The 15498-nt window shown below is 45.0% G+C and carries 19 protein-coding genes; 15 read left to right on the top strand and 4 right to left on the bottom strand.

The genetic code is table 11. The features are described 5' to 3' along the window. Nucleotides 1–40: 40 nt before the first annotated feature. From AC1DM9_RS06800 to AC1DM9_RS06840, 9 genes are all read left to right on the top strand, one after another. Nucleotides 41–265, top strand: coding sequence for a hypothetical protein (locus AC1DM9_RS06800; protein WP_477579172.1), 225 nt, complete (start codon nt 41–43; stop codon nt 263–265). 180 nt (nt 266–445) lie between these two features. Continuing rightward, entirely contained in the window at nt 446–883 is a 438-nt protein-coding gene (locus tag AC1DM9_RS06805; protein WP_076266931.1) for a Fur family transcriptional regulator, read from the top strand. Between the two features lie 17 nt (nt 884–900). Further along, on the top strand, nt 901–1140 hold the full coding sequence (gene yidD / locus AC1DM9_RS06810; RefSeq protein ID WP_076267070.1) for a membrane protein insertion efficiency factor YidD: 240 nt from the start codon (nt 901–903) through the stop codon (nt 1138–1140). A 147-nt stretch (nt 1141–1287) separates the two neighbouring features. Beyond that, nucleotides 1288–1422, top strand: a complete 135-nt coding sequence (locus AC1DM9_RS06815; RefSeq protein ID WP_477579174.1) for a hypothetical protein — start codon at nt 1288–1290, stop codon at nt 1420–1422. Between the two features lie 113 nt (nt 1423–1535). Beyond that, nucleotides 1536–3527 (top strand): methionine--tRNA ligase, encoded by a 1992-nt coding sequence (gene metG, locus AC1DM9_RS06820; RefSeq protein ID WP_477579176.1) that lies wholly within the window; start codon nt 1536–1538, stop codon nt 3525–3527. Nucleotides 3528–3812: 285 nt separating this feature from the next. After that, nucleotides 3813–4835 carry a metal ABC transporter solute-binding protein, Zn/Mn family gene (locus tag AC1DM9_RS06825; protein WP_441886126.1) on the top strand — a complete coding sequence of 341 codons (1023 nt, stop codon included), beginning with the start codon at nt 3813–3815 and terminating at the stop codon, nt 4833–4835. A 77-nt stretch (nt 4836–4912) separates the two neighbouring features. Continuing rightward, nucleotides 4913–5719 carry a metal ABC transporter ATP-binding protein gene (locus AC1DM9_RS06830; protein WP_076267071.1) on the top strand — a complete coding sequence of 269 codons (807 nt, stop codon included), beginning with the start codon at nt 4913–4915 and terminating at the stop codon, nt 5717–5719. After that, a complete protein-coding gene (locus tag AC1DM9_RS06835) occupies nt 5703–6512 on the top strand; it encodes a metal ABC transporter permease (protein ID WP_339203381.1) in 810 nt (269 codons plus the stop codon). The genes AC1DM9_RS06830 and AC1DM9_RS06835 overlap by 17 nt, the downstream gene beginning before the upstream one ends. A gap of 21 nt (nt 6513–6533) precedes the next feature. Further along, nucleotides 6534–7247, top strand: a complete 714-nt coding sequence (locus tag AC1DM9_RS06840) for a cytochrome c biogenesis CcdA family protein (RefSeq protein ID WP_339203380.1) — start codon at nt 6534–6536, stop codon at nt 7245–7247. Between the two features lie 15 nt (nt 7248–7262). Here the strand turns inward: AC1DM9_RS06840 and splB are convergent, their stop codons facing one another. Next, nucleotides 7263–8330 carry a spore photoproduct lyase gene (splB, locus tag AC1DM9_RS06845; RefSeq protein ID WP_430057944.1) on the bottom strand — a complete coding sequence of 356 codons (1068 nt, stop codon included), beginning with the start codon at nt 8328–8330 and terminating at the stop codon, nt 7263–7265. 210 nt (nt 8331–8540) lie between these two features. On the opposite strand from splB, the gene mntR reads away from it, so the two are divergent. Continuing rightward, nucleotides 8541–8963, top strand: coding sequence for a transcriptional regulator MntR (mntR, locus tag AC1DM9_RS06850; RefSeq protein ID WP_053376766.1), 423 nt, complete (start codon nt 8541–8543; stop codon nt 8961–8963). A gap of 67 nt (nt 8964–9030) precedes the next feature. On the opposite strand, the gene AC1DM9_RS06855 is transcribed toward mntR, so the two are convergent. Beyond that, a complete protein-coding gene (locus AC1DM9_RS06855; RefSeq protein WP_477510508.1) occupies nt 9031–9348 on the bottom strand; it encodes a hypothetical protein in 318 nt (105 codons plus the stop codon). 31 nt (nt 9349–9379) lie between these two features. Then, nucleotides 9380–10342, bottom strand: coding sequence for a DUF1385 domain-containing protein (locus AC1DM9_RS06860; RefSeq protein ID WP_339203375.1), 963 nt, complete (start codon nt 10340–10342; stop codon nt 9380–9382). Nucleotides 10343–10561: 219 nt separating this feature from the next. Between AC1DM9_RS06860 and AC1DM9_RS06865 the strand changes: the two genes are divergently transcribed. The 5 genes from AC1DM9_RS06865 (at nt 10562) to AC1DM9_RS06885 (ending at nt 14668) form a co-directional block, all read left to right on the top strand. After that, a complete protein-coding gene (locus AC1DM9_RS06865; RefSeq protein ID WP_477579180.1) occupies nt 10562–11068 on the top strand; it encodes a YqhR family membrane protein in 507 nt (168 codons plus the stop codon). A 92-nt stretch (nt 11069–11160) separates the two neighbouring features. Further along, on the top strand, nt 11161–11601 hold the full coding sequence (aroQ, locus tag AC1DM9_RS06870; RefSeq protein ID WP_076266940.1) for a type II 3-dehydroquinate dehydratase: 441 nt from the start codon (nt 11161–11163) through the stop codon (nt 11599–11601). A gap of 25 nt (nt 11602–11626) precedes the next feature. Further along, entirely contained in the window at nt 11627–12700 is a 1074-nt protein-coding gene (locus tag AC1DM9_RS06875) for a M24 family metallopeptidase (RefSeq protein WP_076266941.1), read from the top strand. Nucleotides 12701–12728: 28 nt separating this feature from the next. Then, a complete protein-coding gene (gene efp, locus AC1DM9_RS06880; protein ID WP_076266942.1) occupies nt 12729–13286 on the top strand; it encodes an elongation factor P in 558 nt (185 codons plus the stop codon). Between the two features lie 128 nt (nt 13287–13414). After that, nucleotides 13415–14668, top strand: a complete 1254-nt coding sequence (locus tag AC1DM9_RS06885) for an aspartate kinase (RefSeq protein WP_339203369.1) — start codon at nt 13415–13417, stop codon at nt 14666–14668. Nucleotides 14669–14741: 73 nt separating this feature from the next. Here AC1DM9_RS06885 and AC1DM9_RS06890 read toward each other — a convergent pair whose 3' ends face one another. Continuing rightward, complete coding sequence (locus tag AC1DM9_RS06890) at nt 14742–15455, bottom strand: 2-phosphosulfolactate phosphatase (protein ID WP_477579182.1); 714 nt, start codon at nt 15453–15455, stop codon at nt 14742–14744. Nucleotides 15456–15498 lie beyond the last annotated feature (43 nt).

A 15498-nucleotide genomic window follows, 5' to 3' on the forward strand; every position in this document is an offset into this window, starting at 1 on the left:
CTATAATTTTTTATAGCTGATCACGACCGGAGGTAAGGGCTTGACCTGGACAATTATATGGTTTTTTATTAACATGCTGTTCGTCGTTTCCATTATCAGTTATATGTTTATGCATCGCTCGTACTCGGAATCGAAACGGCTTTCCAATGATTCCGCGTTAATTAATAAGCTCAATACTAGGCGGAAGCTGGTTGGCATTATTAGTATCTTGTTATTTGTAGCGATGTCAGCTAGCTTTATAATCAACATGAGATTAAATGGTTAAATGGAGGCTCTCATTGACGAGAGCTTTTTTTAAATATAAGACTTTATAAGTTTTATTGCTTATAATGGACTTATATCATTCTCCGCGAAACGAATGCTAAGCCTCCATAGGCGGCTTTAGCCGTTTTAAGTTTGTTCGTCATTATGGAGATAAACTATTTTTAGTCCGGAGGTTCGACATATGCATACGATGGAAGACATTATACGACGCATGTCTAGTCAAGGATTGAGAATAACGGATCAAAGGAAAACGCTCGCAAAGCTTTTTTCTGAGACACAGGGTTATTTGGCTCCGAAGGAAGTCTATGAATATATGGGGAAATCGTATACGGGATTAAGCTTTGATACCGTATATCGCAATTTGCGAGTGATGGAAGAACTCGGTGTGCTGGAGCAGGTTATTTTTGAGGATGGCGGTAAGTTCAAGCTGCATTGCAGAGAGAATGAACATCATCATCATATGATTTGCCTGCAGTGCGGGATGACTTATCCCATTACCTTCTGCCCAATGGAGCAAACGAATGTTCCTGATGATTTTCGAGTTGTGAAACACAAATTCGAGGTGTTCGGATATTGCAAAGACTGCATACAAGACGAGTCAGCAGTTAGCGAGGCCTAATGTCAGAGAAACGGGTAATGCGAAGAGTGACTCAAGCTCCGATCCTCTTTTATCGCAAAGTGATTTCACCTTTGACCCCGCCATCTTGCCGTTTCTATCCGACATGTTCGATGTATGCGCTCGAAGCGATCGAGAAGCATGGAGCGGCTAAGGGCTCGTGGCTTGCTATGAAGCGAATTGCCAGGTGCCATCCCTTTAATGCTGGTGGTTATGATCCCGTTCCGCCTGCAAAAGACAGCAACATAGATGCTCCTTGACAGAGAGGGCTCTATTTGGGTATATTTTGATTTATAAGTGGTAAAATAAGTTTTGGTTTTATTTATATGTCCGAGGAATGGATAAGTACAATAGCAGAACCTTTTCAGAGAGCCGGGAAACATGGTGCAAGCCGGTAAGGGACTCCATTGGAAAATGGTCCGGGAGGATTCGCTTTCGAGCTTCAGCGGCAGGGCTGGGTAAGGGAGCGACGCGAAGCTGGCGTTAACGGCGCAAGCCGCCATGCAGGCGGCACACGAAGCTTTCTTGAAGTGGCGGTTTAACCGCTCATTTCCGGATTGAAATTTGGGTGGTACCGCGTGAGTTCAAACTCTCGTCCCATGATGGACGGGAGTTTTTTGCGTTTTTTTAGACTAATGCAATAGGAGGAGTAAAAATGACGAAAAAAAATACGTTTTATATTACAACGCCGATTTATTATCCGAGCGATAAGCTTCACATTGGACATGCCTACACGACGGTGGCTGGTGACGCAATGGCACGTTATAAACGTCTGCGCGGCTATGATGTATGGTATTTGACGGGTACAGATGAGCATGGACAGAAAATTGAACGCAAAGCAAAGGAAAAGGACCAAACCCCGCAGCAATTTGTTGATGATATCGTTGTAGGCATTAAAGATCTGTGGGCGAAGCTGGAAATCTCCAATGATGATTTCATTCGTACGACGGAGGATCGTCATAAGGTTGTCGTTGAGAAAATTTTTGCTCAGCTGCTCAAACAGGACGATATTTATAAAGGCACGTATGAAGGCTGGTACTGTACGCCTTGTGAGTCGTTTTTCCTCGAGCGTCAGCTGGTTGACGGCAAATGCCCAGACTGCGGACGTGCGGTTGAGCTTGTAAAAGAAGAAAGCTACTTCTTCCGCATGAGCAATTATGCTGATCGTTTGCTCAAATATTATGAAGACAATCCAGATTTCATTCAACCGGAATCACGCAAGAATGAGATGATCAACAACTTCATTAAGCCGGGCCTTGAGGATTTGGCTGTATCGCGTACAACGTTTGATTGGGGTATTAAAGTGCCTGGAGACGCTAAACATGTCATTTACGTGTGGATTGATGCGCTTTCCAACTATATCACGGCATTAGGCTACGGAAATGAAGGCGATGATCAGAAATATCGTGATTTCTGGCCGGCTGACGTACATTTGGTCGGAAAAGAAATTGTTCGATTCCATACGATTTATTGGCCAATCATGCTGATGGCGCTCGATTTGCCGCTGCCTAAGAAGGTGTTTGCACATGGCTGGCTTCTGATGAAGGATGGCAAAATGTCAAAATCCAAAGGCAATGTTGTCGATCCAGTTATGCTGATCGATCGTTACGGACTGGACGCGCTTCGTTATTATTTGCTCCGCGAAGTGCCGTTTGGCGCAGACGGAACATTTACGCCTGAAAATTTCGTTGAACGAATTAACTTCGATTTGGCGAACGATCTTGGTAATCTGCTTAACCGAACGATAGCGATGATCGATAAATACTTTGACGGTGTAATCCCGCCATTTGCAGGCAGCGTAACCGAATTTGATGAATCGTTGCAGAAGCTTGCGAGTGAAACGATCGTTCAGGTAGAGTCAGCGCTTGAAAATATGGAGTTTTCCGTGGCGCTGTCATCCCTTTGGCAGCTTGTAAGCCGCACGAACAAATATATCGACGAGACACAGCCATGGACGCTTGCTAAAGATGAGTCCAAAAATGGACAGCTAGCATCCGTTATGCATCATTTGGCGGAATCGCTGCGAATCGTATCGATTCTGCTGCAGCCGTTCTTAACGCATTCTCCAAGGGAAATGTGGAAGCAGCTTGGGCTTGAGCAGGGTGAACTAACTTCCTGGGAGAGCACGAAGCAATTCGGTTCGCTGCCGGGTGGAACGAGAGTAAACAAGGGCACACCATTGTTCCCACGCCTCGATACGGCAGAGGAGTCTGCTTTTATCGCAGCAGCAATGAGCGGCGGTACACAGACAGAGCAGCCAGCTGAGCAGCCAAGTGCTGCGAAGGCAGCGGATGAAGCACCACAGGCTGCACCTGAGAGCAAGGAAGAAATTGCAATTGATGACTTTGCAAAGGTAGAGCTACGCGTTGCTCAGGTTATTTCTGCAGAGCCAGTCCTCAAAGCAGATAAACTGCTGAAGCTTCAATTGGATCTAGGTTATGAGCAGCGGCAGGTTGTTTCCGGCATTGCTAAGTTTTACACTCCGGAGCAAATGGTTGGACGCAAAGTTATTTGCGTTACAAACTTGAAGCCGGTTAAGCTGCGCGGCGAAATGTCGCAAGGAATGATTCTTGCAGCATCACATGGCGATCAGCTTACACTTGCAACGGTTCCTGACAATATGCCAAACGGCGCTGTTGTGAAGTAAATTCATTTGTTCATATACGGAGGCACCCCTGAGGTTGTTTAACTTCTGGGGTGCCTTTATGTTTTGCTGCTCTTCAAAAATAGCATCAATCATAATTCATATCATTTTGGTCAATAAAGATAATCTATATGATTAATTTGCAGCTGTGAGTCATGATCGGTAGGAAACTTCTACTAGCTTTTGCTAAGAAATAAGGTTGACAGTCTATTTCAGGTCATCGTATAATACAAAACGTAATCATAACGATTACGAACAAGAGAGAAAGATGAATGGAGAGAAATCAAAATGAATAGACTAAAATCATTGACAAGACCTATGGCGCTTAGTTTTCTTCTATCGGCAATGCTGCTTTTTGCAGCGGCTTGCGGCAATAATACGAATAATTCAGGCTCATCAAACCAACCAGCGAACGGCAGCACGGGAACTGGTCAAGCAGAGGGGAAACAAGTTAGTGTCGTTACCAGCTTCTATCCATTATATTTTCTAGCATCGGAAATTGGCGGAGATCATGTCAAAGCGGTTAATCTAGTAGCATCAGGCGTAGAGCCGCATGATTGGACACCAAAGAGCCGCGATCTTGATACAGCGTCGAAGGCGCAGCTGTTTCTGTACCATGGAGCGGGACTAGAAGGCTGGGTTGACGGATTTCTGAAAGGCCTGTCCAAAGACAGCAAAGTCGTGACCAAAGAAATCAGCAAAGGCATTCCATTAATTGAGGGTAATGAAGATGAGCATGATCATGAACATGAAGAAGAACATGCTGATGCAGAATCACATGAACATGGCGGCTTGGACCCTCACACTTGGGTTAGTCCGAAATCAGCCCTTACATTAGCTGAGAATGTAAAAAACAGCTTAATTGAAGCTGATAGCGCAAACCAAGCAGATTATGAGAAAAACTATGAGGCACTAAAAGGAAAGCTCGAAGCAATCGATGCGGATTACACGGCAAAGCTTGCACAAACATCGAACAAAAACATCGTTACCTCGCATCAAGCGTTTGGTTACTTAGCTCGTGATTACGGATTGAAGCAAATTTCTATCATGGGACTTAGCCCTGACGCTGAGCCGCGTGCACAGGATTTGCTCAAAATTGCGAAGTTTGTTAAAGCAAACGATGTAAAATATATCTTTTTCGAAGAATTAGTTTCAGATCAACTTGCCAAAACGCTTGCAGGCGAAGCGGATGTTGAGACAATGGTGCTTAATCCGCTCGAAGGCCTAACGCCGGATCAAGAAAAAGCGGGAGACACATACTTAACCCTAATGGAACGAAACTTGCAAAATCTTGTGCAAGCATTACAATAGAGCAAAAGGCAAACCTGCGGAGCTGATTTATGCTCCGCATTGCTGTGAGGAGATAAATTATGGCGCAATCAAATCGAATGACAAATGCGGATGCAAGCTGTCACCAAGAGGTTATTTCATTGGAGGACGTCTCCTTCTCTTATCAACAGCAGACGGTTATATCAAAGCTAAGCTTCGCGGTGAAAGAACGGGACTTTATCGGATTAATCGGCACGAATGGCGCTGGAAAAACAACGCTGCTGCGAATGATCGTTGGGTTGATAAAGCCAACGAGCGGAACGATCCGTTTGTTTGGTGAGAAAGTAGACAAATTTAAGCAGTGGGAGCGCATTGGATATGTCCCGCAGAAAAACACATTAAATCCGTTGTTCCCAGCTACAGTTCGGGAGGTCGTCTTGTCAGGCCTTTATGGGCGAAGCAAGCTGTTTAAGAAACTAAGCAAAATGGATTATCAAAAATGTGACGATGCTCTGCAGGCAATGGGGATTGAGGATATAAAGGATAAACGTATCGGGCAGTTGTCGGGCGGCCAGCAGCAGCGTGTATTTCTTGCCAGAGCGCTCATTAACAACCCATCGCTGCTTATTCTAGATGAGCCGACTGTGGGGATAGATACAGAGACACAGGAAAGCTTCTTTCATATGATCAAGCATATGCATCAACATCATAACATTACATTTCTAATGGTTTCTCATGACCTTGACATGATTCGCTCGTATTTAGGACAAGAGCCAGCCAGTGGAAACGGGAAGCTCAAGTTTCATATTAAACATTCGCACGAAACGCAGGATTGTGTGGAAAATGATCTTGCACACAGCCTGAAAGGGCTAAGGGAACAAATGGAGAGCAGGAAAGAGGTTGTTTTGGTTGGAGATCGTAACTAGTGAATTTTTTCAAAGGGCTCTTATTGGCGGACTTCTAATCGGGGTAACGGCTCCGCTAATCGGCTTATTTCTTGTGCTGCGAAGGCTTTCAATGATTGGAGATACTTTATCGCATGTATCTATTGCTGGAGTAGCGCTAGGTTTCTTGATTGGCGTGTATCCAATTGCTATGGGATTTGTGTTTGCGATTATTGCCTCTTTTGCTATTGAGAAGCTTCGGAAAGCATATAAATCATATGCAGAGCTGTCCATTGCCATTATTATGTCAGGCGGAGTCGCGCTCGCATCATTATTATTCACGATGGGCAAAGGATTCAACAGCAATGTGAATAGTTACTTATTTGGAAGCATTTATACTTTGAGCACCACTGATCTTTACGTAATAGGCGTCGTTACACTGATTGTTCTTGTTGCGATTAGGCTTCAAGTAAAGGAGCTATTCCTGCTTACGTTCGATGAGGACGCCGCAGCAGTGAGCGGCTTGCCCGTCAAATTTTATAATGTTATGATTAGCGTGCTTACTGCTCTAGTTATTAGTGTTTCTATCAAAATTGTAGGTGCGCTGCTTGTATCGGCCTTGCTGACTATACCAGCCGCATGCAGCTTGATCATTGCCCGCAGTTTCCGTCAAAGCGTTATAACGGTCGTCATTATTGGCGAGATTGCCGTTGTATTAGGCTTACTAATCGCGGGTGTATGGAACTTGGCACCAGGCGGTACCATTGTATTATTGCTAATTGCTGTGCTGCTGTTGCTGCTCGTTTTCCGCCGTGGCATGCGACCAGGCAGTTAATGAGGATTGGAGTGAGAGGGTTTGTCCGACATTAACATTTGGCTGGCCTTAGGGGCTGGCTTTGCATCGTTCATATCACCTTGCTGCTTACCGCTTTATCCTTCGTATTTATCATACATAACGGGAATATCKGTAGCGGATTTGAAGGGCAATTCACATGCCAAACAAAAACGCATGCGAACGATGTCACACACGCTGTTTTTCATTTTGGGCTTCTGCACCGTGTATTATGCATTAGGCTACGGAACAAATGTATTTGCTGAATTTTTCAGCGAATATCGAGATCTGATTAGGCAATTATCAGCGATATTGATTATTTTGATGGGACTATTCTTAATCGGATTATTTCAGCCGCAGCTCCTGATGAAGGAACGAAGAATGAATCTTATTCCGAAAAAAGCGAACTATGTCAGCTCCTTTATTTTTGGAATTGGCTTCTCCGCAGGCTGGACCCCATGTACAGGTCCCGCGCTTACTGCGATTTTAGGTCTTGCAGCATCGGAACCTGGCACATGGTTTCAGCTAACGACTGCCTATTCATTAGGCTTTGCGATTCCTTTTTTTGTACTTGCCTTTTTTCTTGGTACGGCAAGATGGATACTGAAATATTCAGCTAGCGTAATGAAGGTTGGCGGAGCTGTTATGATTTTGATGGGTGTATTATTGTTTACCGATCAAATGACCAAAATCACGATCTGGCTTAATATGATTACGCCGGAATGGTTGAAATTTTAAGCTGATTTTGATCTCTTACGTAAAATATTCAATTTTCGCTTCGGGAAAATGTTCAAAGATGCGCTCCGATAAATACATGCGGAGCGCATTTGCTTGTTCATCGGGATAGACATATTTCCCTTGACCCCAGCGACCCCATTTATATTTGCGTTTTTCAATATCCATCTCAAGCTTCGTCCGCGGATACCGCTTTTCAATAACTGCTTTTGCCGTTTTTGTAAAACGATGCTGAATGAGTTCAAATGTAAGGTCTTTGGTCACATCCTGCGGGAGTTTGTCTGCAAGTGAGGCTATAAGCTCGCCATAGCCTTCCTCCCAGCCTTCATGCCAAATAATAGGGGCAATGATAAAGCCCATTGGATAACCTGCCCTAGCGACCTTTGCGGCGGCCTCAATGCGTTGATCAAAGCTTGATGTAGCAGGCTCGAAATGCTTGATTACATATTTGGCATTTACGCTAAATCGGATACGGGTATGTCCATTGTGCTTTGCATCAAGAAGGGAATCCACATGGTGAAACTTAGTCACAAACCGAAGCCGTCCATGTTCTTGTTCCCCCATAAAATCAATAAGCTCGCGAAGGCTGCCTGTAATGGGCTCCAGTCCGACGGGATCGGATGTACATGCGGCTTCAAAGCGGGTAATTTCCGGTTTTCTCTCGTCGATGTACCCCTCAGCAGCCTCTAGAATATCGTCTATATTGACATATACACGGATATAAGGTTTTGCACCTAAGGTTGTTTGCAAATAACAATAATGACAATGAGCCATACAACCGGTTGCTATCGGAATGGCGTATTCCGCTGAAGGCTTCGAAGTATCAAATTTCAAGGTTTTGCGTATGCCGACGACAAGCGTTCTTTTGGCGATCTTGTATTGTTCAAGCTCGGTATCGCCAGGTAAATTCGTAATCCGGTTATGTGAGGTTGTCATCCGATAAGGAATGCCTTCTTTTTTGACCCATTCAAAAATACGCTGCCCTTTGGGATAATCGAGCGCAGATGGTTCAAAATAAACAAGCTCGGGAACAAAGGAGAGGGTGGAGCGATCTGGTTTAGGACGATCAATAATTGCAGTGCTCATAGCTCATTCCTCCTGTAGATTCATCACAATCAACATCATCTTATTGTGTGGAGGATGAGCGAAGCTGAAACTGGTAAGTTCAAGTGTGATTTGCGCTTCCTTATCTATTTTGGAGATGGGCTTGGGTTGCAGTGAACACAATGAACAGTGTATGATACAATAAGTAACGCCTGTGAAATAGGTGAAGAAGTATGGTTAGGGGGTTCTTCAGTGCCGACACCGAGCATGGAAGACTACTTGGAAAGAATTTATAAGTTGATTGATGAAAAAGGTTATGCGCGTGTCTCGGACATTGCAGAAGGACTAGAGGTGCATCCTTCATCGGTCACCAAGATGATTCAAAAGCTTGATAAAGATAATTATTTGATCTATGAGAAGTATCGCGGGCTGGTCCTGACCAATAAAGGGAAAAAAATGGGCAAAAGGCTTGTTGATCGGCATCAATTGTTAGAGTCATTCCTAACGACGATTGGCGTACAGGACGAGAATATTTATCAGGATGTTGAAGGAATCGAGCATCATCTTAGCTGGGACTCTATAACCTGTATTGAAACTTTAGTTGAATATTTCCGAAGAGATTCTCAGCGTATGGACGAGCTACGCGCCGTGCGTGCGGAAATGGACAGCGAGTAATACATATCGATACGAACGAGAAAGCAAAAAGGACCGAGGCAATTATGCCTCGGTCCTTTTGTTTGATTTAATGATATTTAGGTGTTTCGTCATCTTCCTTGCCGCCTTCAATGACACGAAACGGCACGGTCTTGGAGCGGTTTTTGTTCGTTCTCGTTTTGCTTGCAGGAGCACGTCTTTGTGTGACATGTACTCCTCCTTGCCGCGTATTGTAACCTTTTAAGAAAGAAGGCGGATATTTATATAGCAAGAAAATGCCGCCAAGCACCACAATGGGAATTAGAAAGGTTATTGGGCTTTGGATAACGCTGTAAACGAGACCGATCAACAGCAGCGCCAAAAACGATATGGACCAAACATTCCATTTGCTTGGTATTCTGCTCATTGTAATTCCGCCTTTCCTTTTTCAATAGAAATTATTTCATTTGTTTGTCTAGTTCAAGCATGCGCTTGAAGGAAGCAATGGATACCGCAACTTGCTCATCACGCGGTTCTTTGGTCGTTAGAAGCTGCAGCCATAGTCCCGGATATCCGAGGTAGCGCAGCACTGGAATTTCACGCAAAGCATTTGTCCAGCGAAGCACCTCGTAGGAGAGGCCAAGAACGAGTGGAAGCAGTAAGATACGGATGTAGACGCGTTCCCAAATGGTGTCCCAAGTAAAGAAAGGCAACGAGTAGACAACAACTCCTACAATAACAGTGAACACGATAAAGCTTGAACCGCAGCGGTAGTGAAGGCGGCTGTACTTCTGTACATTTTGAACCGTAAGCTCTTCACCAGCTTCATAAGTACTAATTACTTTATGCTCAGCTCCATGATATTGGAACAACCGCTTAATTAACGGTGTCATGGAAATGAAATACAAATAAGAAAGCAGCAAAATAATTTTGATAAGTCCTTCTAATAGGTTATGACCAATTTTATTTTCAAATACCCCTGAGAAAAGAAGTTCCTCGAGCGCTGCGGGTGCAGCAGTGAAAATAAGTTTGCCGAAAATAAAGGAAAGCACGCCAGCGACAGCGACGCCAACAATCATGCTGAGACTCCAGCCTTGCTTTTTCTCTTCCTTTACTGCAGCAGGTTGTTGATTGCTGTCTGTTTCTTTACCCTCACCGGCTTCATCCTCAGCGTAGGCTTCCATAGAGAAGTTCAAATGCTGGGAGCCTTTGGCGCTTGATTCAAGAATACCGACAACGCCTCGCACGAGAGGGATTTTTTTCAAAGCTTGAATCCAGTTCTTCGTTGTGCGAGGTACTTCATAAAATACGATTTCATCATTTTTGCGTCGGACAGCTGTTACGTTAACGTGTTTGCCAGCAAACATAACGCCTTCAATAACCGCTTGTCCGCCATATATGCTTCGGGAGTCTTGCGGCAAGTGCTTGTCACCTTCCTTGATTGGAATATCGTCTTAGCTGTTGCGACGAATGTACCTTATCTTTGTATGTCTATTGTACTTGATCTATCAGTCAATTGCCAACGTCAGCGTACATAAAGAAAGGGATAGGCAAGTTGACGGTAAAGTATGGTTATCCATCGCTATTATTTCACATACTAATTCGGACAACTATGGAAATAAGAGTGGAGGCTTAGCGTAATGGCTAACAATAAACAACGAAACCAATATGATAAACAGGATCATGTAACAAACCCATGGCTTTACGCAATCAAAATCGGTTTTTTTGCTGGCTTAATATGGGGCATTGTACGCTGGATGTTCTTTGAAATGAATTTTACGAAGGTGCTTCCCGGATTTGTAGCAGATCCTTTTTTTAAAGCTTCTTTTCTAAAAACGGGATTGGGAGAAGTTGTAAGTATTGGGGCGTTTATTATTTTTTCTATTGTGGCTGCCTTTCTATATAAAGTTATACTTGGGAAGCTGCGAGGACCTTGGCCGGGTATCGTGTACGGATTGGTTTGGTGGGCGATTTTGTTTATTGCGGTGGGACCACTGCTCGGCGTTATGCCAGGCATCACGAAAGCGGGCTGGAATACGCTTTACACAGAGTTGTGTGTCTTTCTTCTATGGGGTGTATTCATTGGTTATTCGATTGCTTTTGAGTTCACGGATGAAGCATCGAGGGAGCCTGCGAAAGCTCAGTAGCGAGTTCTACTTCTCAAGCGGCAGACATTTGTGGTAAAATGGCTAATGATCTTTGAACCTATGATGGATTCGGTTGCTTGGGAGGTGCATTCATGCACAAAATTGTTGTTTTAAACGGTCCGAACTTAAATATGCTCGGCATTCGTGAGCCTAGCGTATACGGGACAGAAACACTTGCAGACATCGAATCGCTCTTGAAGGATAAAGCTGAGGCGCTTGGCGTCTCCGTTGAATTTTTCCAAACGAATCATGAGGGCGATATGATTGATCGAATACATAGTGCGTACGGCAAAGCAGACGGCATTGTCATCAATCCTGGTGCTTGGACCCATTACAGCTACGCGCTTCGCGATGCGCTTAGCACCGTTGATTTGCCGATTATCGAGGTGCATATGTCGAACATTCACAAGAGAGAAGCGTTCCGTCATACGTCCGTCGTTGCTGCGATTGCAGTCGGTCAAATTGCCGGCTTCGGGTCTGATAGCTATGAGCTTGGTCTAACTGCGCTCGTGCGTCACTTGAACAAACAGTAATAAGTTAAGAGAGGGTGAAGCGGTTATGGCAAACGATAGAGTAAAACGACTTCGGCAGCTGATGGAAGAACATCGCTTTGAAGCGATACTAATTGGAAGCGAGTATAACCGTCGCTACATAAGCGGATTCACTGGTTCGTCAGGCATGGTGTTGATTACGCTAAGCGAAAGCTATTTGCTGACGGATTTCCGCTACCGCACACAAGCGCCGCAGCAGGCGGTCAATTTTCAAATTGTTGAGCATGGTTCGAATCCGCTTGCGGATGTGCTTGAGCTGCTAAGACAACATAAGTTGTCGAAGCTGGCTTTTGAACAAGACCATGTCGTATACAGTGAATTTACAGCTTGGTCGAAAACATTAGACGGTATCACGCTTGAGCCTGCCTCAGGATTAGTGGAACAGCTTCGCTACATTAAGGACGAGGCAGAACTTCAAATTATGCAGGAAGCTGCCGATCTTGCGGACAGCACCTTCAATCACATTTTGAAGCTCATTCGCCCAGGAGTTCGTGAAACGGATATCGCACTTGAAATGGAAGTTTATATGCGCAGCCATGGCGCGACTTCTTCTTCCTTCGATACGATCGTAGCCTCAGGCGAGCGCTCTGCGTTGCCGCATGGAGTAGCTAGCGACCGAATTATTGGGAATAATGAGTTTGTAAAGCTTGATTTCGGCGCTTATTACAACGGTTATTGCTCCGATTTGACACGCACAGTCGTGGTCGGCACTCCGACAGCTAAGCATCTCGAGATTTACAATATCGTGCTTGAAGCGCAGTTGCATGCACTTGAGCATATTAAGCCAGGCATGACCGGTCGTGAAGCGGATGCGCTAACTCGCGACATTATTACGAAATACGGTTATGGCGATCTATTTGGACATGGTACCGGACACGGTCTGGGCATGGAAATTCATGAGGCCCCTAGGTTGTCCAAATTCAGTGAAACGATTTTAACCCCCGGCATGACGGTTACGGTAGAACCCGGCATTTACGTACCAGGCTTCGGCGGCGTACGCATTGAGGATGACATCGTTATTACGGAAACCGGTATTAAAATATTAACCTCATCCCCGAAGGATTTAATCACTCTGGGTTAAGGACTATTCATTCAGGAGGGAATCAGCAATGATTTCAGTAAACGATTTTAAAACAGGCTTGACCGTGCAAGTAGACTCCGATATTTTTACAGTTCTAGACTTTCAGCACGTAAAACCTGGTAAAGGCGCTGCATTCGTACGCTCTAAGCTGAAAAACCTTCGCAACGGCAACGTTGTTGAGAAAACGTTCCGTGCAGGCGAGAGCATTGGCCGCGCGATCATCGAAAACCGTGAAGTGCAATATTTGTATAACTCCGGTTCGGAGTATACCTTCATGGATAACGAGACGTTTGACCAATTTAACTTGGACAAGAAACAGCTTGAGTGGGAGCTTAACTTCCTGAAAGAAAACATGAACGTTAACATTTCGAGCTATCAAGGTGAAATCCTTGGTATTCAAATGCAAAACAGCGTAGAGCTGAAAGTTATTGAAACAGAGCCAGGCGTGAAGGGCAACACAGCGCAAGGCGCAACAAAAACAGCTAAGGTTGAAACTGGCCTTAACGTTCAAGTTCCACTGTTCATTAACGAAGGCGACGTTTTGCTGATCGATACTCGTGAAGGCAAATACATCTCGCGCGCTTAGTAAGCAGCCTGATTAACCGTCCGAAGGATTTCGGACGGTTTTTTTGTAAGAGAATATACCCATAGGTAAGCGCAATGTGATATAATATTGACTTGTATGTATATGTCAGGTTTAGGAGTGAATCGGCTTTGTCGTTAATCGTGATGAAGTTTGGCGGCAGCTCCGTTGGAACGCCGGAGCGGATGCAGCGTGTAGCAAAACGTATTATTGAGAGGCAGCAAGAAGGCAACGATATCGTTGTTGTTGTTTCTGCCATGGGAGATACGACAGACGATTTAATCGATCAGTCGAAACAGCTAAATCCAAATCCGCCGGCGCGGGAAATGGATATGCTTTTAACAGTTGGAGAGCAAATTTCGATAGCCTTGTTATCGATGACCGTACATCAGCTTGGTGCAAAGGCCGTTTCCTTCACGGGTTGGCAAGCAGGCATTCGTACAGAAGCGGTGCATGGTAAAGCGAAGATGACTAATATCCATCCAGAGCGTGTGTTCAAAGCGCTTGAAGAGGGTAATGTAGCTATTATTGCAGGTTTTCAGGGGATGACGGAAGAGGGAGAAATTACAACACTCGGCCGCGGCGGTTCTGACACGACTGCAGTTGCAATGGCAGCTGCGATGAAAGCAGACGTTTGCGAGATTTATACCGATGTTGACGGAATTTACTCAACGGATCCTCGCGTAGTCAAAAATGCGCGCAAGCTAAATGAAATCTCTTATGATGAGATGCTGGAGCTAGCTAATTTAGGCGCTGCTGTATTGCATCCGCGTGCGGTGGAATACGCTAAGCATAACAATGTAAAGCTAGTTGTGCGTTCAAGCTTTACTCAAAACGAAGGTACAAGTGTGAAGGAGGAAGCGGTCATGGAGCAAGGCGTGGTCGTTCGCGGCATCGCGTTTGACAAAAATGTAGCAAGAATCAGCATTATGGGAGTTGAGGATGTTCCTGGCGTGCTTGCAAATGTGTTCGGCGCATTAGCAAACAACGGCATCGATGTGGACATTATCGTACAAAGCGGTGTTCAGGACGGCAAAGCCGATTTCTCCTTCACGCTTTCAGGCGATGATAAAGATAAAGCGATTTCCGTTATCGAGGGAATTCGCGGCACTGTCCCTTTCCGTGAAACAACATCGGAATCCGATCTTGTTAAAATATCGATCGTAGGTGCTGGCATGGTCAGCAATCCAGGCGTAGCAGCGAAAATGTTCGCAACCATTTCTTCACTAGGTGTTAGCATTAAGATGGTAAGCACATCTGAAATTAAATGTTCTTGCGTTATTAATGCAGAGCCGCTCAGCGAAGTTGTACGTGCACTTCATACTGCGTATGGTCTTGATACAGCAGAGCAGGCATTTGTAGGCGGCCCTCAGGATCGCCGTTAATCTAATAGAAATAACAAAAGCGTGCTTCCTCGTTAGGGAGCACGCTTTTTCTTGATTTTATTAACTTGGAATTTCATCCATTCCGCGTTAATTGATCACCGTTCAGTCTAGGTACTTCTTGATAGATATCGATAGCGGAGCATGCCTCTATGTCTTTTCTCATTCCTAGCTTTATCAGTTTTTTTCCGGTCATTCCGTTCATGATCGTTTCTTTTACTTGAGTGGAGCGATTTCGGTACAATGCGAGCATCGCACAGCCAAAGTCATCCATCTCTATAGCGAAGTGGCTTAAGCCTTGAAGTCTATCAAGTACAAGGCCGGCACACAAGCCATCCTCAATAGCAAATTCATCGTGACTCCCCGCGCACAAAATAACGACATCTCTCCGCAGCTCGATCGCTGCGCGAGCGCAAGCCTCCGCATTTAGAAGCGATGCGGTCAACACATGATCCGCCCTCATTGATTTATGGATTGCCCTCGTTCCGTTCGTAGTCGTCAAAATAATTCGTTTGCCAGCGACGGCCTGCTCGGTGTATTCCTCTGGCGAATTGCCAACATCAAAACCCGCGATTTTCCGGCAAAAGCGTTCTCCTCCAAGCAAATCTCCCGGTCGCTGAAGTGCTCGCGCTTCCATTACCGTTTCAGCAGGAATGATGCATGAAGCTCCCGCAGCAATAGCGGTAACAATTGTGCTTGTAGCTCGCAAAACATCGATAATAATTGCCGTTTTATGATGAAATCTTGCCGAGCTCGCTTCGTTCACACTGGATATAACCTGCACTTGCATCGTTGTTATTCCGCCTTTCTCAAACTCAATTCTTTATGATATG

It is taken from the genome of Paenibacillus sp. 01T431, from assembly GCF_056398625.1.

Excerpts from the sequence above, each read along its gene's own strand:
- AC1DM9_RS06855 (WP_477510508.1), bottom strand. The coding sequence starts at position 9,348 with ATGAGCAGAATACCAAGCAAATGGAATGTTTGGTCCATATCGTTTTTG.
- AC1DM9_RS06825 (WP_441886126.1), top strand. The coding sequence starts at position 3,813 with ATGAATAGACTAAAATCATTGACAAGACCTATGGCGCTTAGTTTTCTT.
- efp (WP_076266942.1), top strand. The coding sequence starts at position 12,729 with ATGATTTCAGTAAACGATTTTAAAACAGGCTTGACCGTGCAAGTAGAC.
- yidD (WP_076267070.1), top strand. The coding sequence starts at position 901 with ATGCGAAGAGTGACTCAAGCTCCGATCCTCTTTTATCGCAAAGTGATT.
- splB (WP_430057944.1), bottom strand. The coding sequence starts at position 8,330 with ATGAGCACTGCAATTATTGATCGTCCTAAACCAGATCGCTCCACCCTC.
- metG (WP_477579176.1), top strand. The coding sequence starts at position 1,536 with ATGACGAAAAAAAATACGTTTTATATTACAACGCCGATTTATTATCCG.
- AC1DM9_RS06805 (WP_076266931.1), top strand. The coding sequence starts at position 446 with ATGCATACGATGGAAGACATTATACGACGCATGTCTAGTCAAGGATTG.
- AC1DM9_RS06865 (WP_477579180.1), top strand. The coding sequence starts at position 10,562 with ATGGCTAACAATAAACAACGAAACCAATATGATAAACAGGATCATGTA.
- AC1DM9_RS06890 (WP_477579182.1), bottom strand. The coding sequence starts at position 15,455 with ATGCAAGTGCAGGTTATATCCAGTGTGAACGAAGCGAGCTCGGCAAGA.
- aroQ (WP_076266940.1), top strand. The coding sequence starts at position 11,161 with ATGCACAAAATTGTTGTTTTAAACGGTCCGAACTTAAATATGCTCGGC.
- AC1DM9_RS06875 (WP_076266941.1), top strand. The coding sequence starts at position 11,627 with ATGGCAAACGATAGAGTAAAACGACTTCGGCAGCTGATGGAAGAACAT.
- AC1DM9_RS06830 (WP_076267071.1), top strand. The coding sequence starts at position 4,913 with ATGACAAATGCGGATGCAAGCTGTCACCAAGAGGTTATTTCATTGGAG.